Below are 20,775 nucleotides of genomic sequence, written 5' to 3' on the forward strand. Positions count from 1 at the left end.
GAAATGAATTGAATATGAATTACAATTATCAAAACTTACAAAATACTTGTTATAAGCAGGTATTCTTGATAGGCATGGCACTACTATGCCTAAATTTCTCCGCTATTGCTCAAAAGACAATTGGTAAACATACAGCCACTGTCGGAACAAAAAATCTTACATTTTTCACAGACAATATCACTGTGAATGCTACTAAGGTTTTCAAAAACGGAATTGCTACAACAAATGATGTAAATAGTGAAATCCAAAGAATCTCAAACCTCGGAGGTGGAGTGGTAAAGTTTCTAACGGGAACGTATACGCTTGGACAAATCAACTTGAAATCAAACATCCGAATTGAGGTGGGAAATAATGTTACTTTTATTATCGATCGCAGTGGTAATAATAATACCTTATTTAACCTTGGTAGAGATGCCAATAACCTTCAGGGAGTAATTTCTAATGTAGAGATTATTGGTGCAGCAGAAAGCTCATCCACATGGTTTGAAATAGATCTGAGTAATTTTGATCCTTTAGAAACAGCTACTCCTTTTAAGGTCGCTTATGTAAAGAATTTTGCGATTTCGAGGTTTATTATTAAAGATAATTATACCCTTAATCCTTCTGTATTTTTAGTAGCAGACAGCAAGTTTTTAGGGAGAGATGAAACGGGAAGATTAAATTACGATTTAAGTACTTTCAATAGAATTCCGATTCAGGGTGTAGTTAAAAATGCGAAGGCAACAGGAATTGGTACTGGCTATGCATTAGTACAACCTTTTAGTGGTAAACGCTTGTATTTTGAGAACTTGGAAGGTGAACAAGGCATCACTGTAAGGTTAGAACCTGGTAGTGGTAAATCCAATGATGATCTGAATTTAACCTCAAGTCAAAAGATGGGATCTATTGATGATGTATACATCAAGAACGTATCGAATAAACTAGGTTTTGCAGCATTATTTATCAAACCTCATGCGAAGATCTGTAATAATATTTATGCTACAGATCTGTATGCAGAAAACAGTTTATCTACGTTATACATTGCATCTGCAAGTTTATTACCTCAGTCAAGAAGAGGGAAATTTACGAATACTAAGTTTGAGAATATCTCTTTCAAACAAACTATCGTTAATAGGGTGTCTAATGGAACGAATAATCTTGTCGCTTCAAATTATCCAGCAGACTCAGGATTAGAAGGGTTAAGATTTATGACGGAGTTGCATAGACAAAAACTAGTGACGGTACGAAACAGTAGATCACCAAAGCCTGGAGTATATTCATTGATAGTGAGAGATGCAGGTGGGGAGCGTTATAAAACTCATCCTATTGCCCCAATTATGTATACAGCTAGGTTCTCTAAAAATACCATTGGGAATATTACAGGAAGATACAATGTGAGTATCCCTAATGAAAATGATATTGAAGTTTTAGGAGGAGTTTTCTCCGGAGATAAGGTAGTGTATAGAAGTGAAGCAAGAGTGATTACCACTGCGGCTGAAGATACAGATTACATTTTCGAATAACCCTAAAAACTTATAATCATGAAAAAAACATTAATATTTATCGCTTTACAATTGCAGGTGATTTTCGCTTTTGCTCAGACACCATTAAACTTTGATACAGAGATATTGTCTTCTGGTAATTACATCGTTGGTGTTCCTTACGAAGTTTCTTCTGTAGGTGCTACAAATCAAATTAAAATTAACTGTAAGGCAACTGGAACGGAAGCAAAATTCGGAGTTTATGCTGATGACGAAGGAGCTCCGGGAGAGCTGATATTTCATTCTAATACGATCACACTCACAGAAGATGAAGTGATGGTATCTCTAGAAAATACAGTATTAGAGCCAGGAGAATATTGGATCATGGTAAATTTCAAGTCCAATGGTTACCATGTAAAAGCCAATGTATCTGATCCTTTGTCCAAGGTGTATTATACCCAACAAAGGTTTAGTGAAAGTTTCCCTGAATCAGCGGCAGAATTTGATCTTTATTATGGGCATCAGTTCCCGTTTTCAATAGAGGTAATAGAGAAGCCGAAATCATTTGAGATGGAAGTGTATCCTAACCCAACAGTAGACGATGTTCATATTCAAGCCAACCAGAAAGAATATATGGTACATGTTTACGACAGTCAGGCTAAGAAAGTACTTTCTCAGTTTTGTCAAAATTACAAAACGGAGTTAGAGTTAAAGGCCTTACAGAAAGGAACATATTATATAGTGATTGAAGGAGAGGAGACGTTTAGAATATTGAAAAATTAAGAAAACATCAATCCCTTTTTTCTCTAGATAAATTGTACATAGTATTTATTGATAGATAAAAAACATGAAACGACAAACAATTTACTTCTTATTTCTACTCATAATGAGTACTTCATCATTTGCTCAAAATCTGGTGAATGAAATACAACAGGAAAAGAGAACCTTACTTGCTTTGATAAAGAAGGCAGAGAAAAAAGGGATTGATGTAACTAAAGAAAAAAGCACGATCCGTACAGCTGAAATCTGTGAGCGATTTGCGAATTGGGATGAAAAGAACATTAAAAAAAATGAACAACTTTTTAAGCGTTTAAAGACGTACAAACAAAATCCCTTAAAGGTAGCAGAAGAACTACCCAACTTTGAAAGAGAAGAGATTGTTTTGATGTTACAAGACGCTCAGCAAACTCTAGAACTTGCTTTGAAGGGAAAAGTTGTAAAGCAACCTATCGAAAAAATTGATTGGTCGAAAGTGAAACTTGAGGGGAGTGATGCACTGTACAATGGTAAGCCGGTATTTCTAGCAGATTATACATGGAAACCAAAAGTAGACTTCCTTACAGAATACCATGGAAATCTAGATGGAATATTCGTAACAACAAAGTATCTCTTAGACGAACAAGGAACATTAAAACCAAATTTCAAAAAGGAAATTATAGAAAAGCCATCGGGTAGAGTGGGTACTGTATTTTTAAATCACTTGAATCCACCCAAATGGTTTACAGAAAAATATCCAGAAGCCTCTGTAGGAAGCAGAAGGTATTTTGATTATGATATTGACCATCCTGCAACAAGGGCATTACAACAATCTCTATTGAAAAGTATTGTACCTACTTTTAAAGATAAAAAGTATAGTTCTCTAGGTTATATGTTAGTGAATGAGCCTCATTGGCATACTAAAGAAAAATCTTGGGATACAGGTGAAGTTTCATCCTATACTTTTGCCAAGTTTAGAAAGTACTTGGAAGAAAAACATAAGAGCATCACACAACTAAATGTCATTTGGAATACCTCATTTGAAAGCTTTGACAGTGTGAAAATTCAAGTGCCAATGTCTGGAGATTTACGAGGATCTGCTGTTTGGTACGATTGGATGCGATTTAACCAACTCAGAGGAACAGAATGGTTTCAGTTTTTATCAGACGAAATTCATAAATATGACCCTAAGGCAAATACGCATATTAAAGTAATGCCTCATCTGTTTTCGGAGAACGCAAGAGATCATGGAATAGACTTAGAAGCTTTAACAGAAGTCACAACAGTGATTGGTAACGATGCAGGAGCTGTATATTCTGACATGTGGGGGAAAAAGGAGCCTGAGTGGTCATCAAAATATTACTTTGATTGGAAACAGCTTTGTATTGGCTATGATTTTATGAAGTCTGTTAGTCCAGACAAATTAGTATTTAACTCAGAAGGTCATTTTATTTCAACGATACGTTTCAGAGACTTGAAAATGAAACCAGAATATGCTAGAGCCACCTATTGGTTAGCCACTATGTTAGGACTGGATGTGATGCAAACATGGTTTTGGCCTAGAGATGTAGATGGTTCTTTACGAAAAGAGTCTAAAGGATATGCAGCATCTTTAACGCAAATGCCAAGAGTTATCAATGAAATCACATTAACTTATTTGGATATGAATGCCAATGCAGAAGCTTTGACAAAAATTCAGAAGTTAAGAAAACCGGTACGTATTTTTCATTCAGAGACTTCTGCAATCAATAAACCAACTCATATGGAAGATGTTTATCATACATATGAACAGTTTCTTTTTGAAGGTATAGCAGTAGGTTTTGCGACAAAAAATATTCTAAATAAACAGCCACATCATTTGTGGGATGTTGTAGTTATTGAAAATACACCTTTTGTCACTAAAGAGGAAAGAAACGCTCTTCAAGAGTATCTTGATCAAGGAGGGACAATTGTAATGGACAATAAGAGTATCCTTAAAAATGAATATGGCGAAAGTATAGATGTACTGACTCAAAGTAAGGGACAATTGATAAAGTTCAACACAGCAGAGAATATTCAGAAAAAAGTACTTAGCATAGTAAAGAAAGATGATCTACAGATTCATGAAACAAATATGTTGAGTCATAAAGGGTGCATCTGGAGATATTTCGAAAATGAAGAAAAACATAAGATTGTATCTATTGTCAATGTGGGTAAGTCGGAGGCTAAACTTGATGTTCTATTAAATGGGATAGACCAAAGTGTGGAGATTACAGATGTGATTACAGGGAACAAAATTGAGAATGGATTTACCTTGAAACCACTTGATGTGTATTTATTAAAAGTGGGAACTATTCAGAAGAAAGGTTTGTAAAAAAATATATTATTGGAACTATAATAGATGTGTGTTTCTACTTCAAGAGCGCCTTACACAATGTAAGGCGTTCTTTCTAAAAAGATCAATCACCTCAGTAATATTAAAATTTCACATAACACTTTAAACCATACTTTTCTGTTATTTCTCGCAAATACCTAACGGTTATAATAAGTATTTGTGTAGATACAAGAAATCGAAATAAATAACGGGTGTACATTGTTTTTGTTAATGTCCTTTTGAAATATTTCTTTGGATCCATAATACGTTACTTTGCGTAAGGAATCGCCCTTTTTAGTTGATTAAAAGCTGTTTTTAACCAATACTTGTAGTGTTCGAACATTTACTGATGAAAATTATTACACTAATTTTTTATTGAAATGAAACATCTAAAAATACTATCAACGATTATTCTATTCTTAAGCACTTATTTCAACATCATTGCTCAGACTACCATTCAAGAAACAGCAGATGTCTTCTTCCCTGAGAAAGTTGTAATAGCTTTAAATCATCCATACTTTAATTACGCAGTAAATGATGCGTACTTAAAAGGTATGAAATATGAGACTACTTTTGGTGAAGAATCATTTAATGGTAAATACAGAACATCAGTTCCTCATGTATCTTTAATGACCAACCCAATGGAGAATAAAGATGCTTATGAATTTGAAATGCGTTCAGCAAAATTAATGGGAATCGATGCATTCAAATTTGAATTTAGACCTCTTGGAAGTGATTTCTATATCAGACAGTTTAAAAAGATCTTTGCTGCCTATGTAAAAGTAGCAGAAGAGAGAGAAATAGATTTTAAGTTTACTATCGCGGTGGAGATGAACAGGAATAAAAGTATACCTGTGACCCACATGATGATGAAAGTAGAAAAGAACCTGAACGAACTATTTGAAACCACAAACTTTTCTAAAAAGTGGTTGAGAACTGGAAATGGTAAGGTCATCGTCTTTACTAAATTCACTCAGAAAGTCATCGATGAAGGATTAGTAAAACTATACTCGAAGCAATTTGTGAAGGACCCTTCTCTCATGGAAAAAGTAGCGGATGTCTATTCATCATTGAGAAATAAATTAAAAGACGATGTGGCCTTTGTTTATCAAGCAGATGTTGTTGGGAACAACTACTTTGTAAATCAAGTATTAGATCATTTTCCTGCAGTGTATACAGCGAGAGGTATTCAGACATACGAAAAGGGTATCGATAACTTAAAAAGAATTTGTAAGAACAGAAAACGGCCATTTGTACAGAGTGTATTCTCAGATGGTCAAGGTGTGCAATTGTATAGCAAGGTCAATAACAAGAAAGTAGATGAAGGTTCTAAATATGCACAAACTGTACAGAATAGGGACTTATATATAAAAGGGAACAATTACAAGATGACGGGCACATTAAGAAAACTCTTAGAAAAAGGAGTGAATCGTGATGCAGATGCTTTTTGTGTATCTTCTTGGAATTTCTATGATGCGGGTTCTCATTTTGCTCCCGAGATTCACCATGGATACGGACCTGGTTTATTGTTGAATTACTACAAAAACCAATGGAAAAATGGAGTGACTACTACACAAGATGAAATGGTGATGGTTTCTTTTAAAAACTATATGACCGGTGGTTTAAATAAGAATACAGGTATTACAGTAAAAGTGAATAGTAGATTTTATAAACTACCGGAAATGGATAGTGTAGAAATTGTTACGGTTCTAAATGAACAAGGTGAGGTTTATTGTAATAACGAATTTGTAGGCACTGCTCCCAAAGGAGTGTATGCATTCTATGTACCTAAAGAAAAAGGTGATATACACGTTAGAGTAAAAAGAGGAAAAGAATCGGTGATTAATTATTTGGTCCCTAAGAATATTCAAGCAGCTGAAGAAAATATAGACTTCTTAACCTATACTTTTTCTAATCTAGATAGAAAGTATGCGTCTTATTCTCAAGAGATCATCTTAAACAATGAGATAGAACAAATGAGAAAAAGGTTCTTGATTTCAAGACAAGATCAGATCGATTGGAAAATGGCTGCAACAGAAAGGTTTATTACAAACTTGGAGGCAATTCAGAAATATGGACATGACTCAGAGAAGTATTTGAGTATTCAAGATAAAAATTATAAAAAGTACAAGCTTCAAATCAAAAGTATCTTAGAGGATCTCCATTACGAGATTTGGTGTGAACTAGAGGAAAGTGCACAGAACAACAAAGGTATGCTTACGCTAGATGATGATGTTGATGATGTACTAAAAGGATATAACATTTTACCCGGAACACAGAATCTAAAATAAACGTAGAAATATAGCTTAAAAATAGAAAAGTAATTATTTAAAGAGTACGACCTTGTTGTGCTCTTTTTTTTATACATAGAGAAACATATAGTTTTTGGATAACAACTTGTTTTTTCTGTTCACCTAGGATATTTGAGACATAGATTATTAATGATGTGAACGAATAAATGAAATGAATGTATTATTAAAAACAATAGCAATTTTCACCTTATGCCTCACTTCATCTTTAGTGATGGCACAAAAGGTAAGCTTTAATAAGGACTGGTTGTTTACACTAAATGATTCTGTTGAATATACTCTGAGTACCTACTCAACTGAGCATTGGAGAAAAGTGAACTTACCACATGACTTTTCTATCGAACAAGATTTTGAGAAAGATAATGAAGGATGTACTGCCTTTTCATCGGGTGGTATTGGTTGGTATAGTAAGCGTTTTAAATCACCTGCCTTAATAAATCAGAAATGCTTTATTGTATTTGATGGAGTATACAACAATGCTGAGTTTTGGTTGAATGGGATAAAGTTGGGAAGCCATCCTTATGGTTATGCACCTATCTATTTTGATCTCTCCAATTATTTAAACCGAGATGATGCCGAGAATATACTTATGGTAAAAGTAGATCATAGCCGTTATGCAGATTCTAGATGGTATACAGGTGGCGGAATCTATAGAAATGTAGATATAGTTGTTACTGAAAATGTATATATACCAGTTTGGGGGACTTTTGTGACTACACCAAACATTAAGAACACTACTACAGAGGTCGCCATTCAAATCGATTTGATAAACGACAGTGGTTTGTCCCAGTCGAGAAAGATTCAGGTTGATATCTTAGATGCTAATAATAAAGTAGTTGGAAATTCAGTTCAGGAAGTACCTATTCAAAATTCGAAAAAGAAGGTCATCAAGACTAAAATAGTGATGGATAAGCCTCACTTTTGGGATCTTAATGATCCATATCTGTATTCTGCCAAAATCACTCTTATTGAGAATGGTAAAAAAGTACAAGAAAACGTAACTAGGTTTGGAGTGAGAGATATTCATTTTGATAAGGATAAAGGCTTTTTCTTAAATGGTAGAAATGTCAAAATCAAAGGTGTTTGTTTACATCATGATGCTGGAGCAGTAGGAGCAGCCGTTCCAAAAGATGTTTGGAGACGAAGGCTTACATTATTGAAAGAAGCAGGCTGTAATGCGATTAGAAGTGCACATAATCCAGCATCAGACGAGTTTTTAGACCTATGTGATGAGTTAGGCTTTCTTGTACAAAACGAGTTCTATGATGAATGGGATCTACCAAAAGACAAAAGGTATAATATGCATGATAAAGAAGTAGATTTCATTACTAGAGGACATGCAGAACATTTTCAGCATTGGGCGGAAATAGATCTAAAAAATACAATGCTTTCAAGTCGAAATCATCCAAGTATTTTTCAATGGAGTATAGGCAATGAAATCGAGTGGACCTATCCGGGTAATCGTGGAGCGACGGGAATCTTCAAAGAAACCAATAAGGATGATAAGATGGATTGGACACTATGGAGAACAGAAGTTCCACCTCATACACCTGAAGAAGTTCGTAAATTTTGGAAAAACTATCCGGAACAGACTTTTAATATTGGTGCCACTGCAAAGAAATTAGCCGAATGGACCAGAGAAATGGATAGTACTAGATATATCACAGCCAATTGTATTTTACCTACATCAAGTTTTGAAACAGGATATACAGACGTTTTAGATGTTGTCGGATTTAGTTATAAACCTCACAAATACGATTATTTTAAGGAAACGTACCCTAATCAAATCATGATGGGGACAGAAAATGTTCCGAGGTGGTACGAATGGAAAGCAGTGTTGGAAAGAGACTTTATTGCAGGAGTCTTTCTATGGACTGGTATAGATTATTTGGGTGAGCGCAGAGCCAAAGAATGGCCGTTGAAAGCAACACCTCATGGTTTATTAGACACTGCAGGATTTCCTAGAGGCTCATTTTATATGTTTAAATCTTTATGGAGAGATGATATCCCTGTGATGAGTATTTACACTCAATCTGCTAAGCACTCTATATACAAAGAAGGGAGTAATGGTAAGGTTGTAGAGAAGAAAAAAGGATATTGGGAATTGGCTCCAAGAGAATGGCAAGATGTAAATCCTTATTGGAATTATAAAAATGGAGAGGAGACCATAGTAGAAGTATATTCTAATTGTGAAGAAGTAGAGTTGTTTCAAAATGGGAAATCTTTAGGAAAACAATATCTTAAAGATCAAGAAGATTATATCTACAAGTGGGCTGTAACTTATAAGAAAGGTAAATTAGAAGCTAGAGGAACTAAAAATGGTGTACCTTCTAAAGTATCATTGGAAACTACAGGTGAGGTGACGGCAATAAGGATTTCAAAAGACCGATCTACAATGGTGGCAAACAACGCTGATGTTACTCATTTTATCGCTCAATTAGTGGATAAAAAGGGAAGAGCTGTAAAAAAATCAGAAGAAGAAATTACCTTTGAAATACAAGGTGATCATGCTTTCCTCGGAACGGACGGGGGAGATACAAGAAAAATAACGAATTATAAAAAACATACAGCAACGACAGTCAATGGGCAGTGTCTCATGATGATTCAATCAACAGATAAGCCTACAAAACTAATAGTAACGGCTTATGTCAACGGTAAGAAGTTAGAATCTAACGAGGTCATTGTTGATATCAATAAAAAGGGGACGATAACACAATAAAATAATGAAATTAACAGACATATTAAAAGGGATTATACTATCGGGTGTTTTACTTATATCTATTCAAGCACAGGCTCAGAATCATCCATTATCAGACCTTGAAAATAAGGACAATTGGATTTTTAATGAGACTTTAAGTGATGAATTTAATGGGAAAAAACTAGATAAAGACAAATGGTGGATTTTAGGAGAGAATGGTGATTACCGCTCAAAATGGAAAGGCAGGGCACCAGGACAATTTGTGGCAGAAAATGTGAAAATCCGTAAAGGAAACCTCGTGCTTCAATCTAAGTGGGACCCCAAATTCAAGTTTATTGAAGAAAAAAATAATGGGGTCTATTATGGGGGAACAAAAGAGGCATTTGATGGAAGCCACCCAATTACGCAAGCTTGTATTATGAGTGAATCTTTTTTCCAATACGGTTACATGGAAATAAGATGTAAAATCGCTGATGCTCCTGTTACATCTGCCTTTTGGACGACAGGATATAAATCAGAAATTGATATGATTGAGAACTTTGGAAAGTTGCCTATTGGAAATCCAAAGAAGAAAAATACAGATCTTGAAAAAAAATATAGGACCAACATCATTAACTGGGAGGCCAAGAGAGATCCAGATTTTGAAACGTATAAAGCAGAAGATGTTATGTCAGAACGTTTAGCTGAAGACTATCATGTTTATGGTTTCGAATGGGACAAAGATTATGTAAAGACATTCTTTGATGGTCAATTGATAAGACATGTGACAAGAGAAGAATTGGAAAAAGAAAACCAATGGAAACATCAATTTCCGCAGGAATTGTGGATCAACTCAGAAGTATTTTCATGGTATGGACTTCCTACAGTTAAAGACCTTGAGAAGCCTGCAGAGTTTTTGGTAGACTATGTACGTATATGGCAAAAAGAAATCACTGGTCCTGAGTTTGATGCACTTGGTTTTGAAGGTCCTTTCTATTTTCAAGGAAGAAGTGTAAATTGGTGGTGTAAAGCGAAAGAACCCTGGAGAATATCTGACGAAAAATCTTCTGATGGTACCTTTGCCTTAAGATTTAAAATGGATAAGAAGATAAAAAATAAGTCTTCTATATTTTCTCCTTTTGGATCATTAAATTTACCTAAGGGTGATAACGAATTAAATTTCAAAATTTGGATTGACAAAGAGACGGATGTGGACCAACTGACTTTTGTTCTACAGAGTCCGTACAAACCGATCAAAGTTAATCTAAGTGACGTAAAGAAAAATAAATGGGTCGAAGTTTCAGTTCCTTTTAAAAGAAAAGAGGGGTCGAACTTGGCATTAAAAAATGGTGATAGGATACAATTATTTATAACCGAATATGACTTAAAGAGTAACACAGCATTGTTCTATATCGATGAGATATCTTTCAAGAATATCACAAAAGAAACGAAATAAAGAGCATGTTAGTCGTTGAAAGTCAAGGAATATACTTGTACAATCATTCCTTTTACTTAAAACAACATCGACAAGGACAACCTTAAGTAAATTGAATCATCAATTTTTTTGTCTTAAGAAGCGTAGAGAAATGAAACAGATTATTAATCGCATATGGACTGTACTACTTGCCTTTGTGTGTGTGGCATCAAGTGTATCAGCAGTCGAAAAAGGGAAATCACCACGGCCTAATATTCTATTGATTGTAATGGATGACTTAGGGTATGCTGATGTTGGATTTATGCCCAATGCAGCTAAAGATATATATACACCTAACATTGATAAATTAGCTGAAGGAGGAACGATTTTTACTTCAGCATATGTAACGCATCCGTATTGTGGTCCTAGTAGAACGGGATTAATGACAGGTAGAATGCCTCATGTTTTTGGAGCTCAATTTAACTTGGCTGCATTTTCTGGTTATGGTGTCGCAAGTGGAGAGTTATTTATGTCGGATGTTTTACAATCGGCAGGGTACCATACTGGTATTGTAGGGAAATGGCATTTAGGAGAAGAAGGTGAATTCCATCCAAATGAAAGAGGCTTTGATTATTTCTATGGTTTCCTTGGTGGAGGTCATGAATATCATTCTAGAACTTGGTTACCTGCAAAAACATACAATCCAGAAGGATATCAACCGGGAGCATATGGGATGGATTACAATCGTCCTATGATGAAAAATAAGACGTATTTAGAAACTGGAAAGGATAAGTATGTAACAGATGTACTTACGGATGCCACTTTGGAATTTATCGACGAATCTTCTGAAAAGGAAGAACCTTTTTTCTTATACTTATCGTACAATGCACCGCATACACCGCTTCAAGCTAAGCAATCTGATATTGCTGAGATTCAGCAGAAGTTAGGAAAAGATGCTGCACAGAAAGGAAGTAAAAGACTTACTTATACTGCCATGATGTACAATGTGGATTATAATATCCAACGCATTGTAGAGAAACTGGAAGAAAAGGGTGAGCTTGAGAACACAATGATTGTTTTTATTAGTGATAATGGAGGAAAAACACCTGCAGGAGCTAATAATCAACCTTTAAAAGGAAGAAAAGGAGATGCATACGAAGGGGGCTTTAGAGTACCAATGTTTGTTTACTATCCAAATAGCAAAATGAAAAAAGGAGATGTAAATACGCATAATTTTTCAGCTTTAGACTTCTTCCCAACATTTGCAGCAGTAGCGGGAGCAGATATACCAAAGGATAAAATATTGGATGGTAAAAACGTTTGGAAGAGTATTGAAAACAATACTGATCCACGTAAAGATGAGAGTGTGTATGTGTTAAGACACTACTTTAGAATACCTCGTAATGGGAATGTCAACCCATCAAACATCCAAAAATTTAATGATTTGAATAAGGTTGGAGTGGTAAGAAATAATTTCAAGCTTTATTCAAATGGTGATGGAGAATGGAAGCTGTTTGATTTATCAACTGATATTGGTGAAACTAAAAATATTGCTGCTAAACACCCTGAATTAGTGAAGGACATGAAGGCAACAGTTAATGAGTGGACCTATACTTGGGAAGATAAAAGACCAGAATTTTTTGATGCACCTCACTACAATTTCGAAGCGAATTGGAATAAGTTCAATATGCCAAACTTCGAAAAAACATTTGGGGAAATGCACCTCGATAAAAAAAGCAAATAAGACTACTTTTTGAGCATGATGAGTAGAGGCAATAGTTTCAGTTGCCTCTACTTAGACTACTACTTTTATCACACCTACTATTACGTATTAAATACTAAGAAATGAAAAGGATTATATTACTAAGCTTACTATCAATCTCTCTTTTTCGCGTCTATGCACAAGTAAATCCCTTATCTGATCCCGATAATGATGGAGGTTGGATCCTCAATAAATGGGCAAGTGATGAGTTTAATGGAACATCACTCAACAAAGATAAATGGTGGATTCTAGGAGAAAATAATGATTATAGAGCCAAGTGGAAAGGCAGAGCACCAGGACAATTTGCAGGGCATAATGTAAGAGTTGAAAATGGAGAATTGATTCTTACTTCTCAATGGGAGCCAGATTTTGATTATGCAGTGGAAACGAATAACGGTTGTTATTATGGCGGTACCACTTCAGGCCCCGATGGAAGTAAACCTATTACACAAGCAAGTGTGATGAGCGAAACGTTCTTTCGTTATGGTTATATGGAAATTAGATGTAAAGCAGCAGATGGTCCTGTTACCTCAGCTTTCTGGACGACAGGTTACCATGGAGAAATAGATATGACTGAAAATTACGGTCGTCGTCCGATTGGAAACCCTGAGAATCAACCCGATGAATTAGAACGTAAATTCCGCACCAATTTAATCAGTTGGGACCCCGATAGAGCAGAAGACCATGCTAATTGGAAAGTGGAAGACGATATGGAAGTACGTATGGCCGAAGACTATTACGTATTTGGTTTTGAGTGGGATAAAGAATATATGAAAACTTATTTCAATGGTAAACTAATTCGATCTGTAACAAAGGAAGAGTTAGTAAAAAATGACCAATGGAGATACGATTATCCTCATGAAATCTGGTTGTCATCCGAGGTGTTTTATTGGTATGGTTTACCAAGTGAAGCAGATTTTGCAGAGCCAGTTGAGTATAAAGTGGATTATATCAGAGTTTGGCAAAAAGAGGAAACACAATCTTTTTTTAACGCAAAAGGATTTGAAGGTCCGTTTTACTTTCAAGGAAGAAGTGTTCAATGGTGGAATTCGGCCAATCATCCTTGGAGAATTAGAAATGAAAAAGCTGCAGAAGGTGAATTTAGTTTAAAGTTTGAGAAAGAAGGAAATTTCTCTGGGAACTATTCTATCTTCTCACCATTTGGATCAATCAACTTACCTGCGGGTGATAATGAAGTGAGTCTAAAGGTTTGGTTAGATAAAGATACAGAGGTAGATAACCTACAGATAACACTGTTCAATCCTAGGGTAACTATACGTCTAAATACTAAAGATATTGCCAAAGAAGAATGGGTGACTGTCACTCAAAGTTTTTCTAGAGAGGAAGCTTCGAATCAAAGTCTAACAGACGGAGACAGAATACAATTAATGCTAAGAGAAAGAGATATTCAAAGTGAAAAAGTACTTTTATATGTCGATGATATTCAGTTTAAAAATGATTTAGATTCAGGACCACCAGAGTATACAACTCCTGATGATGAATATCCTGATGAAAACCCTGGCGATGGAGATAAAGATGAAACGCCAAAGGAGGAAGAAGAGGAGGATGAAACGACAGATCCAGATGATTCGGATAAAGATGCCGAAGTAACAGATCCAACATCAATTGATTTTGACCAAATAGAGTTTACTGTTTACCCTAACCCGACCATGGATATATTAAATATTCAGGGTGATGGCATGGGAATAATAGAAATATGGTCTCCACAGGGTACTTTATTAAGGCGATGGAATAAAACGGAATTCTTGAGCAAAGTATCATTAAATGGTTTTATCAATGGAATGTATTTCGTTGTAGTAAAAGCTCAAGGAAAAGTATTCCGATATAAAATCATGAAACAATAAGAAACCGAAAGTTTCAACTTATGTATAATAGAGGCTGTTTTTTACCATAAAAGCAGCCTCTAATCATAATAAACAATTAGTGCGAAATGAAAATCATTAGAAAATTTATCCTCTTACAACTTATTATGGTTGTGCCTTTAGTGCTGTTTGCGCAAATAGAAAAAAGGTCAGATGTTGGTTACCAGGGACCCAGTACGAATGAAATACAATCGTTGCCAATCGTTGCCACTTTACATCCTTCTGGTCACGCAAATACTGATATAAAGAACTTTCAAGATGCAATTAATACTGCGGCTCGAAAAAAAGGGGGAAGAATTATTGTCGAGAAAGGAAATTACCAATTAAAGGATATTCAACTAAAATCAAACGTACATTTTGAGTGTAAAAAAGGTGTTGTTTTTATGCCGAGACTGGATTTGGAGAACAATACGAAAGTACAATTGATCTTTGCTATCGGCCGTTTTGCCAATGAAAATATTGAAAATGTCACTTTTATTGGAGAAGGGGATGTTTCACAAAGGCCTCGATTTTATTACGACCGTACTATTGCAAAAAAATGCAGAGCTTTTACTGTCGGAAAAGTCACCAACTTATATATTCAGAACTTCTCTGTAACTGATGATCAAACTGTTTTTTCTGCTATTTCCTTGAATATGAGAAAAAAAGGAACATCCAAAAATGATCGTCCCAAAAATGTAACCATCAAAGACTTATCTATTTATGATGCTTCTTACGGTTATGGTTTGGTACAAGGAAATACGGGTGAAAATATTTGGTTGAAAAACCTACAATCTATTGGTGGAGTAACGGCGCGTATAGAAACACATACAGGAAGAGAACACAATGTGGGAGTGGATAATGTAGTCATTGAAGATGTTGTTTGTACTCAAGGAAAAGCGGCAGTATCCATGCAGCCACATGTTGTAGAAAATGGGGTTGTTACTGTAAATCGAGCAAAGGCGATCCGTTGTGAATGGGGAGTGATGATCAAAGATGGTTTTATTTCTAAGAAATTAGATAAGAGTAAACATTGGGAGTTAGGTTCCTTTGCTAAAGGATCATCCATCAAAAATGTAGAAATGATTCATGGAGAAGCTACGACTATATCGAGACAATCAAAAGTGTATATCCCTGATGCTTTAATGAAATTTTACCAAGAAGATAGTTCACCGGATAAGGAGACAGGTATTGGTTGTAAGTTAGGACCATCTATAGCGGCCATTCTAAATTTAGCATCTGATGAGGTAGACATCGATAAAAAATCAATATCCCATACGGGTAAACAAGCGGAAGATAGATTGTTAATTGTAACAGAGGAAGTTAAAAGAGTTCGTTCAAATGAATGATTTTCCGTTTTTTAGGAGAAAAAGAAAGGCTGTGTATTTGTCTAAAATATAGAGGAATACACAGCCTTTTATTTATGCTTTTTCTTCTAAGCTTTTACTATACTTACTTGGTGATACACCATAGTATTCTTTAAACATTCTACTAAAGTGAGTTCTGTTTTTAAATCCTGTTCTTACGCAAACTTCTGCGACCGGTAAGTTTTCTTGAACTAAGAATTCTGCCGCCTTTTTAAGTCGGTAGACTTTTAATAACTCATAAGGAGTATAGTTTGTAATTGCTTTTACCTTTTGGAAGAAGGTCGTACGGTTTAAGTATAAACCTTTAGCAAATACGTTCATATCAATGTCTTCATTTTCAAGATTTTCCTCAATAAGTTCGTAGAACTTCTCAATAAATACAGCGTCGTCTTTATTTGTATTTTTCTTTTCAACTTCTACAGGAAAATCTATTTGGAAGCGTTCTCTTAATTGCTTTCTATTTTTCAATAGCATCTGAGATGAAGCAATCAAGTGTTTCATATCAAAAGGTTTTGAAATATAGAAGTCGGCTCCCACTTCTAGTCCTTTTACCTGATCATCGATGGACGATCTAGAGGTAAGAAGAATGATCGGAATATGACTTGTTCTAATATCTGTCTTTAATTTCTGACATAATTCTAGGCCATTTACTTCAGGCATAAGAATATCACTAATGATCAAATCAGGCCATTCGTTTTCTAAAGTATTTAGACATTCCTTACCATTTTCAAAGCAAGTAACGTTGAAATATTCTGATAGTACATCACTTACAAAAGTCCTGAGTTCTTCATTGTCTTCAACATAAAAAACATTAAGTTCTTTAAGACTTTCATCCATCAAATAACTTGGAAGTTCTAAAGTGGTAGGCAGGATCTTTTGCTTTTCATCGTCTGTCTCGTTGCTTAAGATATCCTGCATTCTATTTTCATTCAGTATTTCTTTCGCATTCACTTTTACTGGAAGCGTTACAGAGAAGGTTGTGCCTTCGCCAACTTCACTTTCAATCGATATTTTACCGAAGTGCATCTCTACTAATCGCTTAGAGAAGGCAAGTCCAATACCTGAACCAATAGAATAGGTATTTGAATTTTCAGATTGATAAAAACGATCAAAAACGTAAGGCAAGTTTTCCTTTTCAATCCCAATGCCTGTATCGATTACTTTAAAGAAAAGTGATTGCTCATCGTAACCATATTGAATCTTAACAGTATCTCCTTTCTTGGTAAATTTGAAGGCATTATTGAGAAGGTTATTTAAAACAATCTCAATTTTATAACGGTCAGCAGTGATAAATAACTGATTGGCATCTCCTTCAATTTCAAGATGTTTCTCTTGCTTCTGTGCTAAAGAATCAAAGTCTTTTTTCATGTCCATGACCAAACCTGTAAAATCGAAGTTTTCTGATTTCAGTTTTAGTATGGACTGTTCAGCTTTATGGAAATCTTGTACTTGATTGACCAATTGAAGCATCTTATTCGATTGTCTATGAATAAGATCCAGATGTACAAATGCATCTTTGTTAGAAGAGAACATATTTAATAGCATCTGAATTGGACCAGTAATTAGAGTGATTGGTGTTCTAAACTCATGAGAGATATTCATAAAGATTCTCTCTTTGGTTTTGTTTAATTCATCTACCCTCATACGTTCAACATGCTCTAACTCCAATTCATGTTTTAAGTGCGTATGATTCAGCATAAATCGAATGACGATAAATACAATGGCACACAGTAAAACAACGTATAGGAAGTAAGCAAATGGCGTTTTCCAGAATGGTGGTCTCACCACAATATTCAATGATATTGGTGCAGTCCAATTATTTTTTGAGTTAGAAGCTTTGGCCTCTAATGTATATTTTCCAGGAGCAATACCATTGAACGAGATATTCTTGAATTCAGAGGTTGTTTCAATCCATTCATCATCTTGAGGCAGTAATCTATATTTAATCTTATAACTGCTCGGATAGTTAGAGTAGTGCAGTAGTAATAATTCTATAGAGAAAATGTTCTCATCATAACGAAGCGTAATTTTCTTTTTCTGATCTAAAGGTTTGTCTAAAATTACCCTGTTATTGATGGTGTCGTTTACATTGATGGTAGTATTTAGTAAAACTAAGTCACCAAAGCTAAATGGAGGTAAAGGCTTTTCGATATCAGTCTTCGCTGGATCAAAGAAACAAATACCATTACCTGCTGCAAAAACAATTTTATGGTCGTTTTGCTTAAAACCTACGTTTTCAAAAGCATAAGCATGAATTCCATCTTCTACTGTAAACTGTTTAAATGTTTTAGTTTCAAGATCAAAAAGATTTAATCCCTTATCAGTAGTGATCCATAATTTATTCTTCTCATCATAGACGATTTTCTTAACGATATTATTATCAAGTCCATCTTTTTCAGAGTAACAAGAATACTTTAATTTATCTTTCGAATCATCTTCGATAATACAAAGTCCCTTTCCTTCGAGTCCAACACATACAGAACCATTAGGAAGTAATACAATATTAGATACATGGTTTGAAGGTAAGGATGAAGATTTATCGTTTTCATTTTTGTACTGATCGACCTGCATATCATTAATACATACACCGTCAGCATTATGAAATTTCAGCAAACCACTTAAAGTTGTACCCACCCAAACCGAATTGTTTAAAGAATCAATCATGATGGTTCTAAACTGGCTTGCATTGGCAATTTGTGTATTAGGATTTTCAGAAAGTTTCTCTCCAGTGGTAACGTTACCTTTCTCATCTAATTTTAATCGAAATAGACCATTGTTGGTAGCTACCCAATAATAACCGAATTTATCTACTTCAATTTGGTAGAATTTCGAGTAAGTCATTTCAGAAATCTCATTTGACTTAACTGTTATCCAATTCTTCTTATCGTTTGGTTTTTGATAATACCATTGTCCTCGTTCTCTCGTAAATCTCATCCATTTTCCTCCTTTATTGTCTTTAATAACAGAAGTCCATTTAACAGGGAGGGGACTATTTTTAAATTCTTCTGGTAGGGGAGCAAGTTTTTCGGTTTTAGTATTGTAATAAACTAAACCTCTTAAGTAAGAACTTAAAAGGATATGTTCATCGTCCCAAACACAACCCTCTAGAATTTTATTATTAAAGTGTCTTCCTCGAAGTTCTACTGTATTTAAATCAGCATATTTAAAAGGAGATGCATTTTTATCAAAGGTGAAAAGGCCATCACTTAGAGAGGCAATCCAAATTTCATTATTTTCTTTTTCAGAAATAATATCACTTACCCTACCTATTTCTAGGTAACGGTAACATTTGTTTCTTCTGTATTTTTCTTTTTCAGTGAAACTATTTGGGTTTTTAAATAAAGCGATGCCTTTAGAAAGCATTCCTGCCCAAAGTTGGTCTTTATCATCAATTGCCAATGCTCTAAAACGAGCATTAGGGAAGAACTTTTTCACATAGTGGAATTGATAGGAGCCGTTATGTTGTTTTGCTTTGATAAAGCTTATGCCATTATACTCTGCTATATAAATATTATTGGAAGCATCTTTCGCAATACCTTTACAAGAGGAAATGTTTTCTTCTAGAATATATTCATGATGATCACTTTCGCTATTGTAGGCAATCAGTCCCTTGGCAGTGGAAATTAGGATAGTATTATCACCCATTGGAAGGGCATCATAAACATATTGAAACACTTTATCCTTAATCTCAATACTGTGTACTCTTTCCAATTGGTAAGTATCCTTATTATAGAAAAGCAAACCTTCATATTCGGTAACGCAAACAATATGATTTTTAAATGGGATAATCTTAGCAATGATACAAGGCTGATCGGATTTGCTTACAATATTTTCAGTAGGAATAATCTGAATTTTCTGTTCATCATAGATAAAAACATTCAATCCATTTTCAGTACCCACCCAGATATTGTTCTTCTCATCTTGGTATAAAGACCTGATTTTATTGTCACTTAATATTTTTTCGTAGTCACTATTTCTAAAATTCTTAAAATCGTAACCATTATAGCGATCGAGACCATTGTATGTTCCAAGCCAAATCAAACCTTTGTGGTCTTCAATTAAAGCAGTAACACCATAATGTGAAACTCCATCATTGATACCATAATTTGTTAGGCCTTCGTTAGAAATATTTTTTGGTTGTGCAGATACATCAACAAAGAAAAATATTAGAACAATAAAGGACAGTAAATAGTAAAATTTTCTCATCTGTAATATTGTAGTCTTGGTTGGACTAAAAAATTGAGTTGGTAGATAGTAATTTGTATTCTGAAAAAATCCCCCTCAATAAAAAAGATTTGAATTACCATAAATGTAAAAAATACATTAAATTTACACAAAAGTTTAGAGGTTTATTTCAGCACTTCTATTCATTATTTTTTAATCTACCTTTTATTCAATTTTCAAACCGTCAACAATTAATATATGAATACATAATTACACCTTCATTATTTTCTATACTTAACGATATCTTTCATCTGATTTAGTTCAAAAAATATTCCTTTTCAAAATCTTAATAATTGTAAATAAATGGATGTTTTTCCTATATTTGAAATCTCTTTCTTTAGATAGAAAACAGAAATTTCAATTTTTTGAACTAAAATATACTAACGATTATATCCCATGTGTATGGAAAATTGCTGTCAGTTAACTAATTCAATTTGTGTCACTTACGTGTTAGTTTTACGCGAAAAAACATTTTATTGATTTAAAGTAACCTTCAAAAATTTATCTCTATCTACATTTAGATTATCAATTGAAACAAACTCTTGCCTCTTGTTAAGGAATAACTAAGCAGATTTAAGGAGTTTGGAGTAG

The 20,775-nt window shown here is 34.5% G+C and carries 10 protein-coding genes; 9 read left to right on the plus strand and 1 reads right to left on the minus strand.

Features of this window, described 5'->3' with window-relative positions:
• The first annotated feature begins 14 nt into the window (after positions 1-14).
• The 9 genes from QL232_RS15925 (at position 15) to QL232_RS15965 (ending at position 15,942) form a co-directional block, all read left to right on the plus strand.
• Positions 15-1,502, plus strand: a complete 1,488-nt coding sequence (locus QL232_RS15925) for a hypothetical protein (RefSeq protein WP_281614847.1) — start codon at positions 15-17, stop codon at positions 1,500-1,502.
• Positions 1,503-1,520: 18 nt separating this feature from the next.
• Entirely contained in the window at positions 1,521-2,243 is a 723-nt protein-coding gene (locus QL232_RS15930; protein ID WP_281614848.1) for a T9SS type A sorting domain-containing protein, read from the plus strand.
• A 64-nt stretch (positions 2,244-2,307) separates the two neighbouring features.
• Positions 2,308-4,569 carry a beta-galactosidase gene (locus tag QL232_RS15935; protein ID WP_281614849.1) on the plus strand — a complete coding sequence of 754 codons (2,262 nt, stop codon included), beginning with the start codon at positions 2,308-2,310 and terminating at the stop codon, positions 4,567-4,569.
• Positions 4,570-4,949: 380 nt separating this feature from the next.
• Positions 4,950-6,860: a hypothetical protein gene (locus QL232_RS15940; RefSeq protein ID WP_281614850.1), complete on the plus strand. Its 1,911-nt coding sequence runs from the start codon at positions 4,950-4,952 to the stop codon at positions 6,858-6,860.
• A 172-nt stretch (positions 6,861-7,032) separates the two neighbouring features.
• Positions 7,033-9,597, plus strand: coding sequence for a glycoside hydrolase family 2 TIM barrel-domain containing protein (locus tag QL232_RS15945; RefSeq protein ID WP_281614851.1), 2,565 nt, complete (start codon positions 7,033-7,035; stop codon positions 9,595-9,597).
• A 4-nt stretch (positions 9,598-9,601) separates the two neighbouring features.
• Complete coding sequence (locus tag QL232_RS15950; protein ID WP_281614852.1) at positions 9,602-11,011, plus strand: family 16 glycosylhydrolase; 1,410 nt, start codon at positions 9,602-9,604, stop codon at positions 11,009-11,011.
• Between the two features lie 130 nt (positions 11,012-11,141).
• Entirely contained in the window at positions 11,142-12,713 is a 1,572-nt protein-coding gene (locus QL232_RS15955) for a sulfatase-like hydrolase/transferase (RefSeq protein ID WP_281614853.1), read from the plus strand.
• A gap of 101 nt (positions 12,714-12,814) precedes the next feature.
• Positions 12,815-14,596: a family 16 glycosylhydrolase gene (locus tag QL232_RS15960; protein WP_281614854.1), complete on the plus strand. Its 1,782-nt coding sequence runs from the start codon at positions 12,815-12,817 to the stop codon at positions 14,594-14,596.
• A gap of 86 nt (positions 14,597-14,682) precedes the next feature.
• Complete coding sequence (locus QL232_RS15965) at positions 14,683-15,942, plus strand: hypothetical protein (RefSeq protein ID WP_281614855.1); 1,260 nt, start codon at positions 14,683-14,685, stop codon at positions 15,940-15,942.
• Positions 15,943-16,014: 72 nt separating this feature from the next.
• Here QL232_RS15965 and QL232_RS15970 read toward each other — a convergent pair whose 3' ends face one another.
• A complete protein-coding gene (locus tag QL232_RS15970; protein ID WP_281614856.1) occupies positions 16,015-20,166 on the minus strand; it encodes a hybrid sensor histidine kinase/response regulator transcription factor in 4,152 nt (1,383 codons plus the stop codon).
• Positions 20,167-20,775 lie beyond the last annotated feature (609 nt).

The sequence above is a fragment of the Flammeovirga sp. SubArs3 genome, assembly GCF_947387565.1.
GTDB classification, from domain to species: Bacteria; Bacteroidota; Bacteroidia; order Cytophagales; family Flammeovirgaceae; genus Flammeovirga; species Flammeovirga agarivorans.

What these genes read in the sequence shown, in the direction of transcription:
- QL232_RS15945 (WP_281614851.1), top strand. Translation starts at nt 7,033, where the DNA reads ATGAATGTATTATTAAAAACAATAGCAATTTTCACCTTATGCCTCACT.
- QL232_RS15965 (WP_281614855.1), top strand. Translation starts at nt 14,683, where the DNA reads ATGAAAATCATTAGAAAATTTATCCTCTTACAACTTATTATGGTTGTG.
- QL232_RS15960 (WP_281614854.1), top strand. Translation starts at nt 12,815, where the DNA reads ATGAAAAGGATTATATTACTAAGCTTACTATCAATCTCTCTTTTTCGC.
- QL232_RS15940 (WP_281614850.1), top strand. Translation starts at nt 4,950, where the DNA reads ATGAAACATCTAAAAATACTATCAACGATTATTCTATTCTTAAGCACT.
- QL232_RS15950 (WP_281614852.1), top strand. Translation starts at nt 9,602, where the DNA reads ATGAAATTAACAGACATATTAAAAGGGATTATACTATCGGGTGTTTTA.
- QL232_RS15955 (WP_281614853.1), top strand. Translation starts at nt 11,142, where the DNA reads ATGAAACAGATTATTAATCGCATATGGACTGTACTACTTGCCTTTGTG.
- QL232_RS15930 (WP_281614848.1), top strand. Translation starts at nt 1,521, where the DNA reads ATGAAAAAAACATTAATATTTATCGCTTTACAATTGCAGGTGATTTTC.
- QL232_RS15925 (WP_281614847.1), top strand. Translation starts at nt 15, where the DNA reads ATGAATTACAATTATCAAAACTTACAAAATACTTGTTATAAGCAGGTA.
- QL232_RS15935 (WP_281614849.1), top strand. Translation starts at nt 2,308, where the DNA reads ATGAAACGACAAACAATTTACTTCTTATTTCTACTCATAATGAGTACT.
- QL232_RS15970 (WP_281614856.1), bottom strand. Translation starts at nt 20,166, where the DNA reads ATGAGAAAATTTTACTATTTACTGTCCTTTATTGTTCTAATATTTTTC.